Source organism: Sphingobacterium sp. G1-14 (genome assembly GCF_002196555.1).
Taxonomy (GTDB): domain Bacteria; phylum Bacteroidota; class Bacteroidia; order Sphingobacteriales; family Sphingobacteriaceae; genus Sphingobacterium; species Sphingobacterium siyangense.
Map to the genome: position 1 here is coordinate 3,193,479 of NZ_CP021381.1, position 20,224 is coordinate 3,213,702.

The following is a 20,224-nucleotide window of genomic DNA, read 5'->3' on the forward strand; positions in this document are numbered from 1 at the left end:
TAGGAGTTTATTTTTTCCTTTTAAACAGCTTTTTGCCGATCGTAAATAAAATCACCACGATAATACCTCCTCCTAAGCCAAACAACAGCTCTTTTATCATTCCTGGCAGGGCTGGTAGCGCATGGTGTAAGAAATCAATATAATGCGCAAATATTCCACCTGAAACCAGAATTAAAGCAAATGTACCTACAACAGCCAATAATTTGATAACGAAGGGTAGCGCACGGACTAAAAACCGACCTAGGCTCGCAACAGGACCTTTTTCACGGGAGGTTTTAATTAATTTATAACCTGCATCGTCCATACGAACGATAAGTGCTACAATACCATAGACTCCGACTGTGGCTAGAAAAGCAACAACCGAAACCGTAATAATTTGTAAGGATAAGCTTTTTCCCAGAACCGTTCCCAAAGCAATAATGACGATTTCCACAGAAAGAATAAAATCTGTAGTAATAGCCGATTTTACCTTCGCTTTTTCAGCGGCAACTGAGTTTTCAGCAACGACAGTCTCCACTTTTGTTTCCTCCGTAGGATGTTTGCGATGGAACAGGTATTCAATAATCTTCTCAACACCTTCAAAAGCAAGATAGAAGCCTCCCAAGATTAAAATATATTTGATGGCAATTGGAAAAAAGACATTCAGTAATAATGCTATTGGTACAATTATCAACTTATTGAGCAGTGAGCCCTTTGTAATTGCCCATAAAACCGGGAGCTCGCGTGAAGCTAAAAAGCCAGTCGCTTTCTCGGCATTAACCGCTAAATCGTCACCTAAGATTCCAGCAGTTTTTTTTGTTGCGATTTTACTCGCTACTGCCACATCATCCATCAACGCTGCAATATCATCTAGAATTGCAAATATTCCTGAAGCCATATTTATATAAAAATTGAACGTAAAAATATAAATTTAATTCAATTTTGAAATAAGGAATTTAATCCATTTGCAATATCAAGCTACATTACTTTTGAATTAAATACGTAATTTTAATACCACAAGGACAACCATTATGAAAAATTTGCTTACACAAGAGGAACAGTCAATGCTACTTGAAACGCTAAAAGAAAGGTTTCAGAAATTCCCCAAACGACACCCACAGATCAGCTGGGACGAAGTAGTGCATAAATTGCTTGAAAGCCCCCAAAAATTATGGAGTTTGTTCCAAATGGAAAAGAGCGGTGGCGAGCCCGACCTTGTTATTATTGATCCAAACAAAAAGCAGTATGCTTTTGTGGATTGTACAGAAGAAAGTCCCAAAGGAAGAAGAAGTCTCTGTTTTGACCAAAAAGCCTTAGATGACAGGAAGGAAAACAAGCCTATTGGAAGCGCTGTCGAAGAAGCTAAAAAAATGGGGACCGAGCTGCTTTCTGAACAACACTATCGCCAACTCCAAATGTTAGGTGAATTTGATTTAAAAACTTCCAGCTGGATACAAACTCCAGCGGGTATTCGTAAGCTTGGTGGCGCCTTATTTGGTGACAGACGTCACAACCAAGTTTTCACCTATCATAATGGCGCGATCTCCTATTATGCGGCACGGGGCTTTCGTACCATACTTTTTCTTTAAATAAAAGCACTTAAGCATCAAAATATAAAACCTATATGAAAACAATTTTAATCGCCACCCTACTCTTTTGCTTGGGAGCTGCTCAACCCCTTTTTTCACAAGTATCTTTTCCTTCTTTCTTGGAAGGGACGTGGAAGGTTGACAATAAAGAGGAATACGAACAATGGGATCGTATAAACGAACATGAATTAATAGGCCTTTCCTATGCGTTGAAAAATGGTCAAAAGATAGTCAGTGAATACCTAAAATTGACCAAAATAAAGGATAAAATTATATATACAGCACTGGTCATCGGACAAAACAATGGGAAAAAAGTCAATTTTGAGCTAAATTATCAGGATAGTACCTATTCTTTTGTCAATGAGACCCATGATTTCCCTAATTTCATTCGATATACACGCGTCGCTACAAACCGACTTCATATTGCAGTGGAAGGAAAATCGGGAAAAGTCAGATCTTTTTATGCGACTAAAATCGTACCCACAACGACCGTAGCGAACCCAAATTACGATCATGAACTCGCAAAAAAATTAGGGGCCGATGATTATGGAATGAAATCCTACATCTTTGTCCTCCTGAAAACTGGCGAGAATAAAACAACAGACAAACAATTTATTAATGAATGTTTCAAAGGTCACATGGAAAATATCAGTCTTCTCGTAAAAAATGGGCAACTGATTGTTGCTGGCCCGTTTGGGAAAAATGACAATAACTTCCGGGGGCTTTTTATCTTAAATAACATGGCTTCTATTGATGCGGCAAAGCATATTTTAGAAAACGATCCAGCGATAAAGAATGGTCTCTTAGAAGCTTCATTTTACCCTTGGTATGGTTCAGCTGCTTTGGCAGAATACCTGTCCCAAGTAGATAAAATCTGGAAAAAACAACATTAGCTGTTTGTTCGTGACATACAGCTGTCATTTGCCGATCTAACTTTGGGGAAAACTAAAAGACATGAAAAATCAAACAATCCCTTCATTCAGTATAATTGGCCTCGCCATCCGTACGAGCAACCAAAATGGACAGGCAGCTAAGGACATTCCGGAACTTTGGGCCCGCTTTTTTAAAGAAGATGTATTAAGCCGTATTCCCAACAAGATATCCAACGAACTTTACTGTATCTATACCGAATATGAAAAGGATCATACCCTACCTTATACGACTTTCTTGGGCTGTAAAGTAAGCAATCTTGAAGAAGTACCCGAAGACTTGGATGGTATTCATATCGCTGAAAATCATTACCAACACTTTACCGCGGAAGGAAGTTTAGAAGATGGCATCGTTTATGAAACTTGGCAAAAGATATGGAGTTCGGATTTACCAAGAACATATGCTGCAGACTTCGAAATATATGGCGAAAAAGCTCAAAATCCACAAGACGCAAAAGTGGATATTTTCATCGGTATCCAGTAAGCCCGCTATCGTAACAAAAAGTATGTCTTAAGATATTAATCATTTATTTTAAACTAAATAACACTTACCTTTGTGCCGATTTAAAGAAAAACATTATGCAAGGCAATACGACATACAGAAAAAAAGTTGTTCGATATAGCTATTTAAAATTAATTGGAAGTTCAGCTCTCGTTAGTATCATTTGTTGCTTATTGGCATACAGTCTCAAGCACAGCACAGGTTATGTACAGGAAGAATTGTTTGAAAGAGTATCTTCCTGGAATCCTAAACTGTTTATTATTCTACCCAGCATCGGTATTACAGCTATTTATTTTTTACGGAAATACGCTTTTCAAAACAGAAAAAACAAAGGGATCAAAGAAATCTATACAACATTGGAAACAAGAAAAGACCATTTGCCTTTTTTTAAGATTCCTTCCCATTATATCAATGGTTTTCTAACTGTAATTTTTGGTGGTTCAACCGGTGTTGAAGTCTCCACAGTTGTTGCCACAGCTACAGTAGGCAACCAAGCGTATAGGAGATTGCATCCGGCTTGGGCCTACAAAACCGAGTTGATCTGCGCTGGCGTAATTGCTGGAGTCACACTGTTGTTTGGAAGCGCATTGGGTGGTTTTCTTTTTGCTTTTGAGGTAATTGCACGGAGATATAATAAGACTTTACTCATTAGTGGACTAACTTCAATGGCTGTGGCGTCCGTACTTGTTTATTACCTTGATGCAAGTCCTTTATTTACATTTGAGGTAAAAGCATGGCGATGGCAGGCGATCCCTTTTGTAGCCATTTTAGGACTGATTGGCGGGATCTTAGCGTTATATTTCACTAAAATTGTTATTTATGCAAAGTCCTATTTTGCAGGCATAAAAAGTAATTTTATCCGTGTCAATTTGGGCGCAATCACCGTTGGGACATTTATCTTTTTCTTGCCGGCATTGTATGGCGACAGCTATCATGGTCTTGGAGAAATTCTAAAAAGCAGTCTGCATGATTCTGTTAATTTACTGTACTTTCTTCCGCTGATCCTGCTTGTTCTCTTAAAACCTTTTGTAGCCTCTTTGACCTTAGGTGCAGGTGGTGATGGCGGCGTTTTTGCCCCAAGTATTGTTACAGGTGCATTGTTAGGCGTTTTGTTTGCACAGCTTTGTAATCATTACCTAGGCACACAATTGGTGGTTATAAATTTTGCTCTTTTTGGTGCAGCAGCAATGCTTTCTGCGGCTATACACGCACCATTTACGGCAATCTTTATTATTGCAAGCCTTGTTCCTTCAGGGTATTTATTACTAGCACCGCTACTCATCAGTAGTTTTATTGCGAAAGCGCTGGCAAAAAAACTATATCCTTATAATGTATACACCTATAAGGAAGTAGCGACAGCCAAACCATTTTAATCTCACTGATTGATCAATAAAACATGATCAAATCACAATAAAAAAGCGCCTCAAATACGTTTGAGGCGCTTTTTTCATGATTTAATCTTCCCTGCTCCCATCATCTGCCATACGGACTATCTTAGGCGAAAACTTTGCCACGACATCAACAAGATCTTTTTGTGAAGCCATTACGGTATGGATGTCTTTATAGGCCATCGGCGCTTCATCCATCCCTGCCCCAAGCAACATAATACCTTTATCTTTAAGCATCGAATGGAGATCATGGGAAGATAGCGTTTTAATCGCTTGCGTACGGCTCATTAGTCGACCTGCCCCATGAGATGCCGATTGTATCGCATTCGACTCCCCTTTTCCACGAACCAAAAATCCTGGTGTAGCCATGGAGCCTGGAATAATCCCCATAACCCCTTTTGCAGCTGGCGTAGCACCTTTTCGATGGACAATAACCTCTTGACCATTCCACGTTTCCTTCCATGCAAAATTGTGGTGATTTTCGACCTTCGCCAACAATTCGGCCCCTAAAGCCAACGTAATCTTTTCATAGATCACTTCATGGCAAGCTGATGCATAATCGCCGGCGAGATTCATCGCTAGCCAATATTCTTGCCCTTCATGAGTATCTAAGTCTAAATAGGCTAGATTTTCAGCTTGGTAAGGCAACTTACACAAGGATTTGGCTAATTTTGTATAATGTGCAGCAATGGTGGCGCCCATTCCTCTTGAACCTGAATGGGTCAGTAAGCCTAAATAGGCTCCGCTATCAATGTTCAAAACCTCATCTCTTTCTTCAAATTTGACTATACCGAACTCCACAAAATGATTCCCCCCACCTGAAGATCCCAATTGCGTCCAGGCTTTATCCTTCAATGCGGAAAGGAAGCTGTTCTCAGTGAACAATTCGTTATCCAATACAGCATGATCTACACGTTCATGTCTCAAATATCCATTGCCAGCACCAAACTTACTATTACGCAGAATAATGTCTTTCAAGGTCATTAAATTCTCTTCCAAAAATGAGGCTGGCAAATCAAAGATAGACAAAGCCATACGACAGCCAATATCGACACCGACCCCATAAGGAATCACCGCATTATTAGTCGCCAGTACTCCACCAATTGGCAACCCATATCCTTGATGCGCATCCGGCATCAGCGCTCCGGCAACTGAAACAGGCAATTTCATAGCGATATTCATCTGTACTTTCGCCCCTGTTTCGATTTCAGACGCGCCATAAATTGTATATTCCGCCGGAGTCTCGTTCAATGCAATTAACGACTTATCAACAGCCTCTTGTCCAAGTATGGCATGAGCCAAAATTCCGAAAACAGCATCTTCTGAATACCCGGTCGGATCTTCCAGGACAGACTTGAACTTTTCGAGCATTTCTACCCGCGTAAAACCGTGTCTTTTACTATTGATCTTTAATGCCACGCCCAAGGAATGATTCTCTTTATATCCTAATGCAATTAAATCATTGCCATTTATTCTTTTATTTTCCATTTTTTTACGTTCTTTTTTGATGGAGCAGCCATACAACTTCTCCAAAGCAGGTAACAACATCTCTTTACGTTGCTACCTGCACCTCTTTCAACTTATTAATCTTTTATTTCACAAACAATTGCTTGAGTTGGTCAACAATCTGTCCATTTCCGGAAACCGAAATCGTATTGATCTTTTCAGCAATCTTTTCCACATATTCCATTTCCTTCAATTTAAACAACATACTGTTTTCTTCCATCAGCTTCGCGGTATTCAACAAACTCCGTGTTGAAGCAGTCTCTTCACGACGCATGATGCTATTTGCCTGCGCCCTCTTCTCTGCAATCAACACCTGGTTCATGATGTCCCGCACATCTCCTGGTAAAATAACATCTTTAATGCCACAGGTCAACAGTGTTATACCCAAGCCCGCGACTTGTGGCAATGTATTTTCTAAGACATAGCCTTGTATTTCGGTCTTTCGCTCCATCAACTCGTCCAAAGTCATCTGGCCAATATAGGACCGTAAGGTCAACTGCATCAACGAATACAATTGCTTTTCATATTCTTTATTATCCAATAGCGCTTTGACAATATCCACAATCTGATATTGCAGCGTGAAATTGATTCTGATCTGTGCCTTATCTTTGGACAAGATCTCCTGTCCCGCCACCTCCAACGTCAAGACTCTCATATCAGCTTTTGAAATCGCTATGGTTTTTGCATTCTTCCACCAACAATACGTTCCCGACTTCAAAATATCTACAAACACACCGTCCACAAAAAGCAATGCTTTCTCATTTGGTTCAATTTTATATTGACGTACATAATAGCCTAAGCTCTGCTTCTCCAGCAATTGACGATTAACAGATGTAGGGATCTCAATCTCCGTAATGTCTTCTAATTGAAATCTGCGTTCGCGCAATTCCTTCCAAAAAAGATGTCTGCCAGACGCTAACGTCTTTTCAAAATTACCATTCAAAAAAACAAGACAGATCTCCGTATCACCCACTTCAACGATATCGACCAATTCGCGAAAACCTGTCAACTGCAACAGTACATCGACATTGCGACCGGAAGGAAATGGATGAGTAGTCGTGTACTTCTCCAGTTTTTCACCAAATCCCAACCAGTAGTTACCGGATTTCAAAACACGGATCAACGCATTGTTCTTAACAACCAATCCGATTTCGTCTGTAGTTAGTTGTACTCTTTTCATTGTATATTCTTTTAAATTTTCCTCATTTCTATTATAAAACCTGCTATTTTTTATCCCTTGACCTCAAGCGGGATTCGAAAGTCCAGATCCCCTTTTTAAAATCAAAAGTCGATGAACAAATACCCCATCTTATTGTCATGACATTTTATTATAAATGCAGATACCTCACTTAGGAATCTCAGGCCATCAATCAATTGCTCAATCGCATGAAAACAGCGTATAAGCAGGATAAAAGATAGCAAGCTTCTACCAAACGACCTTTTTGAAGAAAGTCTTAACTTTGAATGTCCGAATGGACAGTTCGATGCAATACCCTTATGCTATTCCATCCGAAAATGGGAGTGGGATTCGAACCCACACGATTGTGTTGTTATTCTAACCAGACTGAACTATCCTGATTGCTCAGGAGTAGGAATCGAACCTACGACCCACAACTAACTGCTTTGCTCTACCCTTGAGCTACCTTTTTTACAGGAGAGGATTCGAACCTCTAACACGAGCACTTTCCTTTCAACTTCTCGTTTTATCAGTATATTGAAGCTCATAGAGAACAATACTAACCTGCTATACTGAAACAGGTGACCAGGATGCCATCTGAAGAAGAAAGGCTCTTTTATACTTCATAATAAAGTATATATCTTAAAGCTTTTCGCTATAATTTCCATCAAAGAACGTTTGTCATTGTTGACATTACAAATATCGTTGGTTTACTACGCAGGGAATTTGCGTAACAATAAAAAGAAATAAGAAAAACCCATGAAAAACTATATAGTACTGATATACAGGTGATAAAATAAATAATTGCTGTAAAAAAAGATTTAGAAGTCCTGAACTACGCAAATTCATTGCGTCTTAAATCGACACGATAGACTTACGGCCCTCTGCATTGTTTCAAAAAGAATGGAAAATTAGATTTTTTGATGAATATTCTGTTGAATATAGTGGTAATCCGTGATCATGTTATCCAATTTATATCCTAATTTTATTCCAATATTAAGACGATATCAAAAATGAAAAGTTTATATGCAACAATAGGGCTGTTTTGCATGTTAGCAAGCTGTACAAATTCAGCGCAAGACCATAAAAGCGCTACTGCAAATCATCCTGCAAATCATCCTGCAAAGCAAATACCAATCAAAGACAGCACAAGGACAGCGGAGCAAGACACGGCAGTGGGTCAGAATCAGCAAGCAGAAGCTTGGTTGAAAGGAATTTTTCAATGTACAGGTTCCGCATCTGGGAAATATTGTTACTATCTGGATAAAGAGGACGCATTATGTACCAAGCGATTCCAAGCCTTTTTAAAAGATGCGAATGAAATTTACGGGCCCTCCAACCTCACAGATGAAGAACTACCCAAAGCTGAGGCAGCTTACAAGGCCAAATGGGGAAAAATCTACCCCTTATATACAGCGGAAACCTGGTTATTTGGAAGAGGTAATGACGACGCATTGGATATCAAGGATGTCAAAATCGACAGAGTAACTGAAAGCAAATTTATCGTATTTATTGATTACGGTAATGACATCCGAACAAAAAATGAAGTTCAATTGGTCAATGAGCAAGGTTCTTATAAAATAGATTATTGCAAGACGACTTTCCTACACTAAACGTTACCGCCAGCATTGAAAATGCCAATTTTCTAGACGATAAATTGGCATTTTCAATTTATGATTATTTGCTACTTTCAATTAAGCTTGGGAACTATTGTTCCATTTGACCACATTTCCCTGATGGATAAGCCCATAGACAGTTGAGATGCGAGAAACTGCTTCTGCAGAACAACTCGCATCGACAAAAAGGAGGCTAGCATCATCTCCAACTTTCGGCCATACGGAATTCCCTTGATAATCAAGCGGAATTTTGCCATTGGTCGCATAACGAAGGCAACGGGATAACTCGAATTCAGTTTCATAACCATATAATTCCGCAGCCAGATTGGCTTTTTGAAGCATATTACCGCTACCGAAAGTACCCCAATGGTCCTGAACATTGTCGTTTCCTGCAAAAACTTCCACTCCCGCTTTTTTCAATTCCCGAAATGGCATCAACATATTGCGAAAAGGAACCGAACTGCAGATACCAACTTTCGCTTCTGCCAATCTTTCGGCCGTATGTGCTAAGTCCTTTTTCGGCATGTAACCTAAGGCGAAAGCATGACTGATAAATGTACGTCCCTGCAATACCGGATTTTCCAATGCTTTATCAATCAAATAATGTATGGTCTTAACACCTGATTCCCCTCCCTCATGCAAGTGGATATCGATTCCCTTGTTATTATCCAATGCAAGTTGAACGGTCAAGTCCATCGGTTTCTCAATACTGCCGTCAATACTAAAGGGATCCAAACCACCAATAAAATCCACCTGCCCCCATTTAGCTACCTCCTCCATTAGTTTCGCCGATTCTGTATAGAATAGACCGTGCTGGGGGAATGCGACCAGTTCTGCAGCAAATGAATATTTTAAATGTTCCAGCGCCTGTAACAAATGCTCCAATGACTTTGTTCCCGATGTTGGGTCTACATTAAAATGCGTACGTGCAAAATTTGTTCCGTAGCCCTGTAAAAGCGCGATTAACTTTTCGGCCCGTTCGACAGAGGTTTTCAACAACTCGGGGATAATCACCTGTTCCTTGGCAATCATATCTTTTACAGTTCTATTTTTTGGAAATACCGCCTTCCAGGGCAGGCCGTATAATGTTTTATCCAAATGAATATGCATGTCACGGAATGGTGGCAATGCCAATTTACCTTTCACATCAAAAGCTTTTCCATTCGCTACCGATTGCGCTCGCTCAATATTTTTTATTTTATTTGCCTCAATTTGAATATCAAATAATGCCGTTTTCGTAGCAACAATTTCGTCCTTCTCATAAAGAAAGCCTGTTTCTAGCAATACATTCTTCAACAAATATGTCTCTTGATTCTGATTGATTTCATTCATGCCTATATCATTTTTCACCAAAGCTAAGTGATTTGAGCCAATGATCTTTGTACGAATTATCACAGCTTATGTAGATATTATGGCTGTGCTTTAAACTGACTTGGCGTCATATTCGTATGGCTTTTAAAAAACTTGCTGAAGCTTGCATTGTCGTAAAACCCTAAATCAAAAACAATCGCTTTGATCGTTTTATCCGAAATTCTAAGCAATCGCTTTGCTTCCAGTAACACACGTTCCTGAATCAAAAATGAAGCTGATTTCTGTAAAACCCGATTACTTAACACATTCAGATAATTTGCCGAAATATTTAGCTTCTCGGCATAAAAAGCGACTGATTTTTCACTTTTATACCATTCATCGATAAGCTGCACAAATTTTGCCATAATTGGATTAGCCTGATATTGTTCATAATCATCATAATTATCCTGAACGATCTTGCTGATCAGAAGCGTAATTACTTTGACCCGTGCGTAAATCAATTCCCATAGGATCTCGCCATCCTGTAAATCATCTGCAATTGCCTTGAATTCTGTTAATAAGGACTGGAAATTGGCTGTTGAAAGATCAATGACCAAATGCTTAAGGTAATAGGAAATAGGAAATCGCAACGCAGGTAATAAGCTTTCGAACCAACGCCTACTGATCATGAGCTGCAGTGCATAGGTAGGATCGGCCATCTGCCACTGATGCACCTGTCCCGGAAAAACCAGATGTAACTGATTTGCGCCTAGTACAAAACGGTCAAAATCTATTGTATGTGTGCCTACAGACTCCTGAAACAATAAAAGGATAAAAAAATCGTGTTTGTGCGGTTCACTAATTTCTCTAGGGCCAATGAGCTCATGAAAAAGCAAATCGCGGTCAGCGATAATCCCTTCCTGAAATTTCTGCAGGTCTAATATTGGAAAATGGTCGTTGGGTTGATACATAAACAGTATTCCAAAGATAGTATCTAAATATTAAAAACAAAAACTAGTGAGAGCTGGTAACAATGCTACAAATTACGACTAACTTATGACCAACTTCGTCCTGTAAGCACAGTGAGTCCACAGTGAGTCCACGTTGAGTCCCCTTTTCTAAGTGCATTTACTATGGATGCATCGTACAGACATACTGCTTACAGTCCGAAGTTGGTTACTCCTAGTCCATAATTTGTTCAAACGAAACTCTTATTGTTTGGACTCTTTGTATAAAAGAAAATTGTTACGATTATAACTATTGTTTAATATAAAAAAATGTTACTTTAACGCGGCTGCTAGGGTGTCAAGCGATATTGAATGCCGACGCCCCAAATCTAATTTAAAATCGAGAAATGCAAATCGAAATCGGTCGTATATTTTATGAAATAGTTCCCTGGAATAAAGATTATATCCAAATTTCGGGTAGTTCATCACCCTATCGTGTACATGCTCCGGCACATTGCGATGTTGCTTTCCTTAAAGAATACATCAAGTTAAACCCGCCAGAAAGTAAATCGGAAGGTATATCCTATTCCTATTTAGAAAATCCCTACTACCTATTTGGAAAACCTTATTTGGTCAAAATCTATCCTTCCACAACGCTAGCAACCGTTGAACTGACAGCTACAAGCATATGTGTATATCAAAAGAAGAGCACGAATACATTGAAATTACTGCACAAATGGAGTCAGGAATTACTCTATCATGAAATAATCAAGCAGATTGCTTATTGGGAAGAACAGTTGGATATATATGATGTAGCTACAGTAACCATCCATAAATTATCCAAAAACGATTTTAGAATCGTTGAAGGTGGATTTCATTTTTCAAATCGACTCATTGATTTCGAAAAAGAACACATCAATCTAATTATTCTAAAGGCTTTCTGTAAATTTGCTCATAAGACGCAAAAAGAAACAGAGGCAATTTTCAGTTTATATATTCCAAACTGGAGAGATCTTTATTAGTACAGCATAATAAGATGACAGAAATTAACATCAGAATCCAACTAAAAAAAGACGATTTAATCATACCATTCAGCAATCAAGATCTTATACCATTCATCGACAAACATCAGCAAGAAATCAATGATTACGTTATCGAGCAATTGGAAGATAAAGATGGCGCACCGCATTTAAGTGACTTTAGCATAAGTGGATTGACTTTTTATACAAATAGTACCGAAGGTTCTTTTAGACTTCATTTTAAAATTGATCGTCAATTTTGTTGTAGTGATCTCTCATCGTGTCAAATGGATTATATAGACTTTAAGTTTAATAAATCAAATGATAGTATCACACTAACTGGAAGTTATACCTTTTGGACAATTCAATAAAAGATATGCGAGTACCCGAACGTTATCAAGTTAATACAAGTTCATTTTCTTTTTATTGGTCAAGGGGTCTTGGTGTCGAATTGCTTCGCAAATTGCCGACGAAACTTTCCATCGCTGCTGCCGATCAATTTACTCCTTTACTCTATCAATTTGACAATAGCTGCGACCAACTTGTCGAGCAGCTACACCTAAAAATTGGTTTCCATCAAGGTCAACAACTGCTTAAAGATGCACTTGCAGGCAAGCCTATTGATGCAGCATACGAACATGTATTGCTGAATTTTTTAAATACATTAGATCTCAGCCCTTCTTGGTTAGATTGGAATAAAATAGAACAAGGCATTGGGCTCAGTCAACGCTCTGGTTTATCAGGACTTATTGTGTTACGGGATTATGTCCTCATGGGAGGCTATGAATCCAGTGCGATCAATAAACCCTTAATCTTTACGGGAGCACTAAAAAAAGGTGCCGTAAAACGGCTCACCGAAACGGTAACCTTTTGGGTTGATATCACAGGCGATGATGCGCTGAAAAAGGGTAATATTGGCATAGAGGCCATTCTACTCACCCGATGTATCCATTCGTATGCGCGATTAAACATCCTAAAGCACGGTCAGTGGCAAACAGAAAAATGGGGCATTCCATTAAATACATGGGATATGCTTGCAACCAATCTCGGATTTTCTCTTGTTTACCTAACGGGACTAAAACGCATGAAATTCAATGTATTGAAAAACGAGATTGAAGGTTTATTCCATGTCTGGAAATTTATCGGAACATTGCTGGGTATTCCAATGCAACTTCTCCCCGACACAGAGGAGCAAGCCATTGAAGCTTTGTATTATTGGACCATGACACAACAATCAGGAGATCAGGATAGTTTAGCTTTAGCAAAAGCGCTAATGGAAGAGCCCATTAAAGCGGCCTACCCCACAAACAAATGGGGACGAAAGCTCATGCGCGAAATTCATCTCTACTACAATCATTATCTATTGGGAGACTATTCCTGTTCACTATTGGGTTTAAAGAAGACGGTACTCGGTAAAATGGCTTATGTGAATATCTTAAAAAATAAAAAAGCAAATCGTATGGTTACCGACAGCTTATGGCGACAACAACAAATTGACAAAGGAAGAAAAGTACACGAAGGCGTGAAACAAATCTATCTGAAATACAATTAACCAACGTTGCGCTCGTAAGGCACCCGTGTCGCAATGGATCGTCCCAGGGTCAGCTCATCGACATATTCCAGCTCGCCACCAAAGGCTATACCGCGGGCAATCGTTGTAATTTTAACATCAAACTCACGCAATTTACGGTATAAATAAAAAATGGTGGTATCCCCTTCCATTGTTGCTGAAAGTGCCAAAATAACTTCTTCTACTTCACCTCTCTGGATTCGATTAATTAACCCTTCGATTTTTAGATCAGCGGGGCCAATACCGTCCATTGGCGAAATTAACCCTCCCAATACATGATATACCCCTTGATAGGAATTTGTATTTTCGATGGCCATCACGTCTCGCGTGTCTTCTACAACACAGATCAAACTTTTATCGCGTTTGAATGAGGCGCATATCTCACATATACTGTGGTCAGAAATATTGAAACATTCTTGGCAATATTGAATATCTTCTTTCAAGCGATCGATAGAGGCCGTAAAACGCGCTACATCTGCATCGGATTGCTTCAACAGATGCAAAACCAGTCTTAATGCCGTCTTTTGTCCCACGCCAGGTAATTTTCCAAATTCGGCAACTGCGTTCTCGAGAAGTTTAGAAGAAAAATTCATAATGCAAATGTAAGAATAATCAGAAAAAGTAGCTAGTATTAAAAAAATAGCTATATTGTATTCCTTTTTGAAAAATTAGGTTTTAGAAATTAAATGTATAACGTTATATATGGACATTACAAAAGAAGATAAAATTATCCGCGCATTTGAAAACAAAACATGGCAGGAAATTAAAGTAAAGGACTCATGGCAGATTTTTAAAGTGATGTCAGAGTTTGTGGATGGGTTTGAGAAATTGGCAAAAATTGGCCCCTGTGTTTCAATATTTGGATCAGCACGTACCCCACGCGAACACAAATATTATCAAATGGCGGTAGATATTGCTAGCTTATTGACGGAACGCGGTTATGGTATTATCTCCGGTGGTGGACCGGGTATTATGGAGGCAGCCAATAAGGGCGCCTACGAATCTGGAGGGAAGTCTGTTGGTCTAAACATTGAATTGCCATTCGAGCAATTTCACAACAAATATATTGACCGCGACAAATTGCTTGAATTTAAGTACTTTTTCGTCAGAAAGGTCATGTTTATGAAGTATTCTCAAGGATATATTGTTATGCCTGGAGGTTTCGGAACCATGGACGAACTTTTTGAAGCAATCACACTGATTCAAACCGGTAAAATTGCGCGTTTTCCAATCGTATTGGTCGGCTCTGAATATTGGAAAGGATTAATGGACTGGGTTCAAAATACAATGATTTCAAACAAATATATCAGTGAAGAGGATTTAAAACTATTTCGAATTGTGGATACTGCCGAGGAAGCAGCTGATCATATTTTCCGATTCTACGATAAATACTTGTTGAAACCAAACTTCTAAGAAGCACCACTTCAAAAAAGGAGTATCTGTTGATTCAGATACTCCTTTTTTTTGTCTATTCGAAGCTGCTTTCCTTTGTAAAATGTGCGTTTAGCTGCTTAAAGCCAGCTTTTATTTATTAAAGTTGCATTATTCATAATTTAGTCCCTACATTTATAGCGCAATTAGCATTTCACGTCGTATAACCATAGAAAAACAAATTATTGTCTTGCATGAGAGATTTTGGAGGCCATTCAGATGAAGAGTTGATCGTGTTGATTCAACAAGACGATAGCTTAGCGTTCGAAGCTTTGTACGATCGCTATTGGAAAAAGCTTTATTACCAGGCTGCCCGCAAAACAAATTCACTGGAAGATGCGCAGGAAATTGTACAAAATATCTTTACTTCACTTTGGCTGAGACGCCATCAACTCCAAATTGAAAGCAATCTCGCCTCCTACCTCGCTGTGGCCGTTAAATACAAAGTATTTAAATATCTCGCACAACAATACAAGCAGGAAGCTTTTAAGCATGATACGGAATGGGTGGATTTTGATAACTCGACGGAAAATTGGCTTCAGTTTGAAGAGCTTCGTGTTCGGCTAGATCAGCTTGTTTCGGAATTGCCTGAAAAATGCCAGCTTGTTTTCAAATTATCCCGCGAAGAGGGACTCTCCTATAAACAGATCGCTGAAAGTATGAACATCTCTGTGAAAACTGTCGAAACCCAATTAAGCCGTGCCTTAAAAAAAATACGCACTGGTATTCAGCGCTTTCTGATTACTTTGTAATTTTTTTTCTCTTCTTGTCAGGGTATCAGCCCAATTTAGGGACTCTATATATAAATAACCCCTAAATATGGTTGATCATAATCAATTCCGGATAAAGCAATTGGCTTATAAATGGCTTCAAGGCACATGTACCCCTGAAGAAGAAGCCGAACTGCAACAATGGTATGAAACAAGTAATGGCGAACCTCTCCCTATCCCCGAGGAGCTCGCAACGGATGAACAACAACTCAAAGAGCTGTTATTCTTACATATCAAGCAGGAAATCCAAGCGTCAAAAATCAAGCGAATTCCACAATGGGTGAAATTGAGTGGAATAGCTGCTGCTTTGGCACTGTTATTTATATTGCCCCTTTACCTTGTTAAAAGAACAACCGGAGATACCCCGCAGGTAGCTGTGAAGACGCAACAGCAAGTTCATCCGGGTATTAAAGCAGCCGTATTAACTTTAGCCGATGGAACTAAAATTGACCTTTCTGCCCACCAACAGAGCGTTCTCCATCAGGATGAACAGGTGAAAGTTGTTACAACTGCTTCCGGAACCGTGCAATATCAATTTACAGCCAGTAAGAATACCGCTGCTAGCCGTACCAATACCATTGAAACGCCGATTGGAACAGAGTATACGATAATTTTGGCCGATGGCAGTAAGGTGTGGCTAAACGCTGGCTCCGTTTTGACATTTCCTGAATCTTTTGCGTCGAATAGCCGTGAAGTAAAATTATCTGGTGAAGCCTATTTTGAAGTCAGCCACGATAGTAATCGACCATTCTATGTGCGATCGAATGAACAAACCATTCGCGTATTTGGAACCCATTTTAACGTAAGCTCCTATCCAAATGAAAACAATAAAACCACACTTATAGCGGGTTCTGTACAAGTCTCGCAATTCGGCAAGTCAAAAATGCTGAAACCTGGTCAAGCAGCATTTACCACAGGTGGAAATCTTATCGTAGCAGAAGCCAATATCGAAGAGGCAATGGCCTGGAAAAATGGCTTTTTCTATTTTGAATCGACACCAATAAAAGATGCACTCGCCGCCATAAAACGCTGGTATAATGTAGATATTGTCTATAAAGGAACAAATGAAAAGCGTGAACTGACAGGAAAAATAAAACGTAATTCAACGGCCCAGCAACTGGTTGAGACCCTCAACTTCCTGGATATAAAATGTCGATTGCAAAACAATAAAATTGAAGTTGAACTCTAAATTATTTAATATAAAACAAACTTACCCAACTAATTATGTATAAACTTAAAACCATCCAAGGGGCTGGTAAAAAGGCAAAACTATTTGCTGCTTTACTTGCGATCCAATGCGTTTCCCATGCAAATAATTTGGCGATGGCGAATGTAAACCAAACTAAAATCAAGTTACAAGACAAGGAATACACTTTGGCAAAGTTTGCTAAAGAGATCGAACGTCAGAGTTCTTATGTGTTTCTGTACGATAACTCACAGATTAATGATAACCAAAAAATCCGAATAAACCATAAAGATGGTTCTATTGTTGAAATTCTGGATGACAATCTGAAAGAGCTATCGTATTCTTATAAAATTGTCAACAACACCATTGTCTTAAAAAGGAAAACAGATGACATGCCCTTAAGAAACACGATTAATGTACAACAGCTTGTCAAAGGACGTGTTTCCGATAGCGATGGTAAAGCATTAACAGGGGTAACAATCCGCAATACAACAACAGGTAAACAAACGGAAACAGACAGCAAAGGTGAATTCTCGATTGAAGCGACCTCTACACATCAACTCAGCTTTAGTTCGATAGGTTATGAGACTATCAGTAGTACGGTAGGCTCCAATAGCTTCCTCAACGTGCAGATGAAAACTGCCAACAACCAACTGGAACAGATCGTTGTGGTCGGTTTTGGAACACAGAAGAAAAAGGACATCACGGGAGCCATTGCAACCATGAGCACAAAAGATATTGAAGATCGCCCTGTGACCCAATTGGCGAGTGCCATGGAAGGTAAGATGGCGGGGGTAGAAATTGTAAAATCCTCCGGACAACCGCAAGCTGGCTTCTCCATTCGTGTTCGTGGAACTTCAACAATCACTGCAGGTAGCAATCCATTATACATTGTAGATGGCGTTCCTACCGAAAATATATCGGAGCTCAATCCATCAGATATTCAAAGCATTTCGGTATTAAAAGATGCTGCTTCTGCCGCTGTCTATGGATCTTCTGGAGCCAATGGCGTTGTGTTGATTACGACCAAAAGAGGAACAAACGGTAAGACACAGGTAAATTTCGAAACCTATCAAGGATTTTCAGCCATCAGAAAAAAGCCTAGCGTTCTAAATGCGGCACAGTATAGAGAATTAATGACTGAGATGGGAGAAGCCTTGGATTGGTCGAAATATACCGCTGATACGAACTGGCCAGATCAGCTATTCCGCACCGGCCACAGCCAAAAATACCAGGCTTCAGTACGCGGTGGAGATGAAAAGACAGGGTTTTATATTTCTGGATCTTATCAAAAAGATAATGGCACGGTCATCACAAATACAGTAAACAAGGTCAATTTTAAGGTTAATTTGGATCATCAGATCAATAAAATCTTTAAAGTTGGAACAAGCTTATCTTACAACCGTTGGTACGATGTGGACATTAACGAGAACTCCCGAAATGGAGTCATCATGAATGCTTACCTGGGCTCTCCAGTCATCGGCATATACGGTGACAAGGGGGCTTTCACAGTAGATCCATTCTATACGGATCTTGACAACCCCGTTGCATTGGCAACAGGCAACGAGCACAGCTATATCAACAACAGATTTACAGGAAATGCCTTTGTGGAGGCTAATATCCTACCGGGACTAAAATTCAAATCGCTGTTTGGGTATGAGAAATTTAACAACCAGTATCGCACTTTTGTGGATCCGTTCCGCACGACAGAGGGTAGAAAATATAAAGGGATGGCGACGCTCCAGCAGCAGGACAATCAGTATTGGATGTCCGAAAATACATTAAACTATGACAGAACTTTTAGTGACAAGCACCACTTCACAGGTTTATTAGGTTATATTACCACTAAAACACAAACAACAATCTCAAATATTGCTACCCAGAATTTTGCTAATCCAGCGATTCACACCGTCAATGGAGGTTCGATGATTACGGCGATGCCAACAGCGATAGATGCTGCTATATCCACTGTCTCCGGCATTGCAAAAATCGGTTATGATTATAACGACAAGTACTTATTTACAGCCAATCTGAGAGCTGACGCGTCATCTGTATTTGGGCCTAATAACCGTTGGGGGTACTTCCCTTCTTTCTCTGCCGGCTGGCGTTTATCCAATGAAGATTTCTTTAGTTCGCTGAAAAACACGGTAAACGATTTGAAAATCCGTGCTAGTTGGGGTAAGGTTGGAAACAGCCAAATTCCGGCCTTTTCCTATCTCGGTTTAGTCGACGTGACAGGGTCATACAACATCGGCGACCAAGTTGTACCGGGGTATACACCTGCTACCTTGGACAATCCAAATCTAAAATGGGAAACAACAAACCAGACCGACATTGGTGTGGATGCCAGTTTCTTTAATTCCAGATTGATATTTGGTGCAGATTATTATGCAAAAAAAACTGTAGGCCTACTTCTCAACTCAAGAGTTCCGTATAGTTCCGGTTATAGAACTGCACTGAAAAACCTCGGCGACCTACAGAATAGAGGTTTCGAATTCGAATTGAGTAGCCGAAATTTCGTTCACGATTTCAAATGGAATACAACAGTCACCTTTGGGCTCAATCGCAATAAAGTACTGAATATTGATGGCGGAACCTACTATGACGGAAATATTGATGGCCGCGGCAATAGTACGATTGCAAAAGAAGGGGTTGCATTGGGGTCATTCTGGGGTTACGTCGCGAAAGGCGTCAATCCAGAGACCGGAGATATGATCTATCAGACGGCCGATCCTGATGCAGGTCTTCAAACGAGTGATATGGCTATCATTGGTAATGCTACACCAAAATTCTCTTATGGCATGACAAATGATTTCAGTTATAAGAACTTCAGCTTTTCTTTTTTCTTACAGGGTGTACAGGGAAATGATATCCTTAATGCGACACGTATTTATACAGAAGGTATGTGGGAACCGAGAAACCAAAGTGTTGCCGTGTTAAACAGATGGACAGTCAATAACAAAAATAGTATTATGCCCCGTCCGGATCTAAACAATACAGATGACAACTACAATTCACAGATTTCTTCCCGTTTTGTAGAAAAAGGCTCCTACCTCAGGGTAAAATCGATGACCTTGGCCTATACGCTACCTAAACAAGTGCTTGAAAGATGGAAGCTCAATAAGGTCCGTTTTTATGTGACAGGCGAGAATCTGTTAACATTCACAAAATACTCAGGTTTAGATCCTGAGGTAAGCATGTATGGGGGAACTAACCAGGAAAACGTGAGCTCCAATATGGCGCCGGGCATCGATTTTGGTACTTCGCCGCAGGCACGCACCTTTATTGTTGGTTTAAACCTAACTTTTTAACCTTTTAGCTTACA

Annotated in this window: 18 protein-coding genes and 1 tRNA gene; 12 read left to right on the forward strand and 7 right to left on the reverse strand. The window is 39.6% G+C overall.

All coding sequences use genetic code 11. The features are described from left to right. Positions 1-7 precede the first annotated feature (7 nt). The gene (locus CBM24_RS13445; RefSeq protein ID WP_088161609.1) at positions 8-877 is read right to left on the reverse strand and encodes a DUF808 domain-containing protein; all 870 of its coding nucleotides are present in this window, start codon (positions 875-877) and stop codon (positions 8-10) included. 133 nt (positions 878-1,010) lie between these two features. On the opposite strand from CBM24_RS13445, the gene CBM24_RS13450 reads away from it, so the two are divergent. The 4 genes from CBM24_RS13450 (at position 1,011) to CBM24_RS13465 (ending at position 4,372) form a co-directional block, all read left to right on the forward strand. Continuing rightward, complete coding sequence (locus CBM24_RS13450) at positions 1,011-1,568, forward strand: DUF4256 domain-containing protein (protein ID WP_088161610.1); 558 nt, start codon at positions 1,011-1,013, stop codon at positions 1,566-1,568. A gap of 35 nt (positions 1,569-1,603) precedes the next feature. Then, on the forward strand, positions 1,604-2,461 hold the full coding sequence (locus tag CBM24_RS13455; RefSeq protein ID WP_088161611.1) for a DUF6265 family protein: 858 nt from the start codon (positions 1,604-1,606) through the stop codon (positions 2,459-2,461). A 61-nt stretch (positions 2,462-2,522) separates the two neighbouring features. Beyond that, entirely contained in the window at positions 2,523-2,981 is a 459-nt protein-coding gene (locus tag CBM24_RS13460; protein WP_088161612.1) for a GyrI-like domain-containing protein, read from the forward strand. Between the two features lie 95 nt (positions 2,982-3,076). Further along, positions 3,077-4,372 (forward strand): chloride channel protein, encoded by a 1,296-nt coding sequence (locus tag CBM24_RS13465; protein WP_088161613.1) that lies wholly within the window; start codon positions 3,077-3,079, stop codon positions 4,370-4,372. A gap of 81 nt (positions 4,373-4,453) precedes the next feature. Here the strand turns inward: CBM24_RS13465 and CBM24_RS13470 are convergent, their stop codons facing one another. The 3 genes from CBM24_RS13470 to CBM24_RS27300 form a co-directional block, all read right to left on the reverse strand. Continuing rightward, the gene (locus tag CBM24_RS13470; protein WP_088163558.1) at positions 4,454-5,875 is read right to left on the reverse strand and encodes an RtcB family protein; all 1,422 of its coding nucleotides are present in this window, start codon (positions 5,873-5,875) and stop codon (positions 4,454-4,456) included. A 103-nt stretch (positions 5,876-5,978) separates the two neighbouring features. After that, a complete protein-coding gene (locus tag CBM24_RS13475) occupies positions 5,979-7,073 on the reverse strand; it encodes a slipin family protein (protein WP_088161614.1) in 1,095 nt (364 codons plus the stop codon). Between the two features lie 402 nt (positions 7,074-7,475). Then, positions 7,476-7,537 (reverse strand) — tRNA-OTHER (locus CBM24_RS27300). Between the two features lie 546 nt (positions 7,538-8,083). Between CBM24_RS27300 and CBM24_RS13480 the strand changes: the two genes are divergently transcribed. Then, positions 8,084-8,683, forward strand: coding sequence for a hypothetical protein (locus CBM24_RS13480; RefSeq protein ID WP_232475532.1), 600 nt, complete (start codon positions 8,084-8,086; stop codon positions 8,681-8,683). An 81-nt stretch (positions 8,684-8,764) separates the two neighbouring features. On the opposite strand, the gene CBM24_RS13485 is transcribed toward CBM24_RS13480, so the two are convergent. Further along, positions 8,765-10,018, reverse strand: a complete 1,254-nt coding sequence (locus CBM24_RS13485) for an amidohydrolase (RefSeq protein WP_088161615.1) — start codon at positions 10,016-10,018, stop codon at positions 8,765-8,767. Positions 10,019-10,095: 77 nt separating this feature from the next. Beyond that, positions 10,096-10,947, reverse strand: a complete 852-nt coding sequence (locus tag CBM24_RS13490) for an AraC family transcriptional regulator (RefSeq protein ID WP_088161616.1) — start codon at positions 10,945-10,947, stop codon at positions 10,096-10,098. Positions 10,948-11,330: 383 nt separating this feature from the next. Between CBM24_RS13490 and CBM24_RS13495 the strand changes: the two genes are divergently transcribed. The 3 genes from CBM24_RS13495 to CBM24_RS13505 are packed head-to-tail and all read left to right on the forward strand — an operon-like array spanning position 11,331 to position 13,494. Continuing rightward, positions 11,331-11,945 (forward strand): hypothetical protein, encoded by a 615-nt coding sequence (locus CBM24_RS13495; protein ID WP_088161617.1) that lies wholly within the window; start codon positions 11,331-11,333, stop codon positions 11,943-11,945. Positions 11,946-11,959: 14 nt separating this feature from the next. Continuing rightward, complete coding sequence (locus tag CBM24_RS13500; RefSeq protein ID WP_088161618.1) at positions 11,960-12,313, forward strand: hypothetical protein; 354 nt, start codon at positions 11,960-11,962, stop codon at positions 12,311-12,313. Positions 12,314-12,318: 5 nt separating this feature from the next. Beyond that, entirely contained in the window at positions 12,319-13,494 is a 1,176-nt protein-coding gene (locus tag CBM24_RS13505) for an oxygenase MpaB family protein (RefSeq protein ID WP_088161619.1), read from the forward strand. Here the strand turns inward: CBM24_RS13505 and recR are convergent. Continuing rightward, the gene (recR, locus tag CBM24_RS13510) at positions 13,491-14,105 is read right to left on the reverse strand and encodes a recombination mediator RecR (protein ID WP_088161620.1); all 615 of its coding nucleotides are present in this window, start codon (positions 14,103-14,105) and stop codon (positions 13,491-13,493) included. The two genes, CBM24_RS13505 and recR, sit on opposite strands and share 4 nt — an antisense overlap. A 115-nt stretch (positions 14,106-14,220) precedes the next feature. Between recR and CBM24_RS13515 the strand changes: the two genes are divergently transcribed. The 4 genes from CBM24_RS13515 to CBM24_RS13530 all read left to right on the forward strand — a co-directional run bounded on the left by CBM24_RS13515 (position 14,221) and on the right by CBM24_RS13530 (position 20,210). Then, positions 14,221-14,925, forward strand: a complete 705-nt coding sequence (locus tag CBM24_RS13515) for a TIGR00730 family Rossman fold protein (RefSeq protein WP_167512255.1) — start codon at positions 14,221-14,223, stop codon at positions 14,923-14,925. 212 nt (positions 14,926-15,137) lie between these two features. Then, the gene (locus CBM24_RS13520) at positions 15,138-15,695 is read left to right on the forward strand and encodes an RNA polymerase sigma-70 factor (protein ID WP_088161622.1); all 558 of its coding nucleotides are present in this window, start codon (positions 15,138-15,140) and stop codon (positions 15,693-15,695) included. 67 nt (positions 15,696-15,762) lie between these two features. Beyond that, the gene (locus tag CBM24_RS13525; protein ID WP_088161623.1) at positions 15,763-16,902 is read left to right on the forward strand and encodes a FecR family protein; all 1,140 of its coding nucleotides are present in this window, start codon (positions 15,763-15,765) and stop codon (positions 16,900-16,902) included. A gap of 35 nt (positions 16,903-16,937) precedes the next feature. Beyond that, positions 16,938-20,210: a TonB-dependent receptor gene (locus tag CBM24_RS13530; RefSeq protein WP_088161624.1), complete on the forward strand. Its 3,273-nt coding sequence runs from the start codon at positions 16,938-16,940 to the stop codon at positions 20,208-20,210. Positions 20,211-20,224: the final 14 nt, after the last annotated feature.

Excerpts from the sequence above, each read along its gene's own strand:
- CBM24_RS13450 (WP_088161610.1), top strand. The coding sequence starts at position 1,011 with ATGAAAAATTTGCTTACACAAGAGGAACAGTCAATGCTACTTGAAACG.
- CBM24_RS13525 (WP_088161623.1), top strand. The coding sequence starts at position 15,763 with ATGGTTGATCATAATCAATTCCGGATAAAGCAATTGGCTTATAAATGG.
- CBM24_RS13520 (WP_088161622.1), top strand. The coding sequence starts at position 15,138 with ATGAGAGATTTTGGAGGCCATTCAGATGAAGAGTTGATCGTGTTGATT.
- CBM24_RS13460 (WP_088161612.1), top strand. The coding sequence starts at position 2,523 with ATGAAAAATCAAACAATCCCTTCATTCAGTATAATTGGCCTCGCCATC.
- CBM24_RS13465 (WP_088161613.1), top strand. The coding sequence starts at position 3,077 with ATGCAAGGCAATACGACATACAGAAAAAAAGTTGTTCGATATAGCTAT.
- CBM24_RS13505 (WP_088161619.1), top strand. The coding sequence starts at position 12,319 with ATGCGAGTACCCGAACGTTATCAAGTTAATACAAGTTCATTTTCTTTT.
- CBM24_RS13500 (WP_088161618.1), top strand. The coding sequence starts at position 11,960 with ATGACAGAAATTAACATCAGAATCCAACTAAAAAAAGACGATTTAATC.
- CBM24_RS13485 (WP_088161615.1), bottom strand. The coding sequence starts at position 10,018 with ATGAATGAAATCAATCAGAATCAAGAGACATATTTGTTGAAGAATGTA.
- recR (WP_088161620.1), bottom strand. The coding sequence starts at position 14,105 with ATGAATTTTTCTTCTAAACTTCTCGAGAACGCAGTTGCCGAATTTGGA.
- CBM24_RS13480 (WP_232475532.1), top strand. The coding sequence starts at position 8,084 with ATGAAAAGTTTATATGCAACAATAGGGCTGTTTTGCATGTTAGCAAGC.
- CBM24_RS13475 (WP_088161614.1), bottom strand. The coding sequence starts at position 7,073 with ATGAAAAGAGTACAACTAACTACAGACGAAATCGGATTGGTTGTTAAG.
- CBM24_RS13470 (WP_088163558.1), bottom strand. The coding sequence starts at position 5,875 with ATGGAAAATAAAAGAATAAATGGCAATGATTTAATTGCATTAGGATAT.
- CBM24_RS13455 (WP_088161611.1), top strand. The coding sequence starts at position 1,604 with ATGAAAACAATTTTAATCGCCACCCTACTCTTTTGCTTGGGAGCTGCT.
- CBM24_RS13530 (WP_088161624.1), top strand. The coding sequence starts at position 16,938 with ATGTATAAACTTAAAACCATCCAAGGGGCTGGTAAAAAGGCAAAACTA.
- CBM24_RS13495 (WP_088161617.1), top strand. The coding sequence starts at position 11,331 with ATGCAAATCGAAATCGGTCGTATATTTTATGAAATAGTTCCCTGGAAT.
- CBM24_RS13490 (WP_088161616.1), bottom strand. The coding sequence starts at position 10,947 with ATGTATCAACCCAACGACCATTTTCCAATATTAGACCTGCAGAAATTT.
- CBM24_RS13445 (WP_088161609.1), bottom strand. The coding sequence starts at position 877 with ATGGCTTCAGGAATATTTGCAATTCTAGATGATATTGCAGCGTTGATG.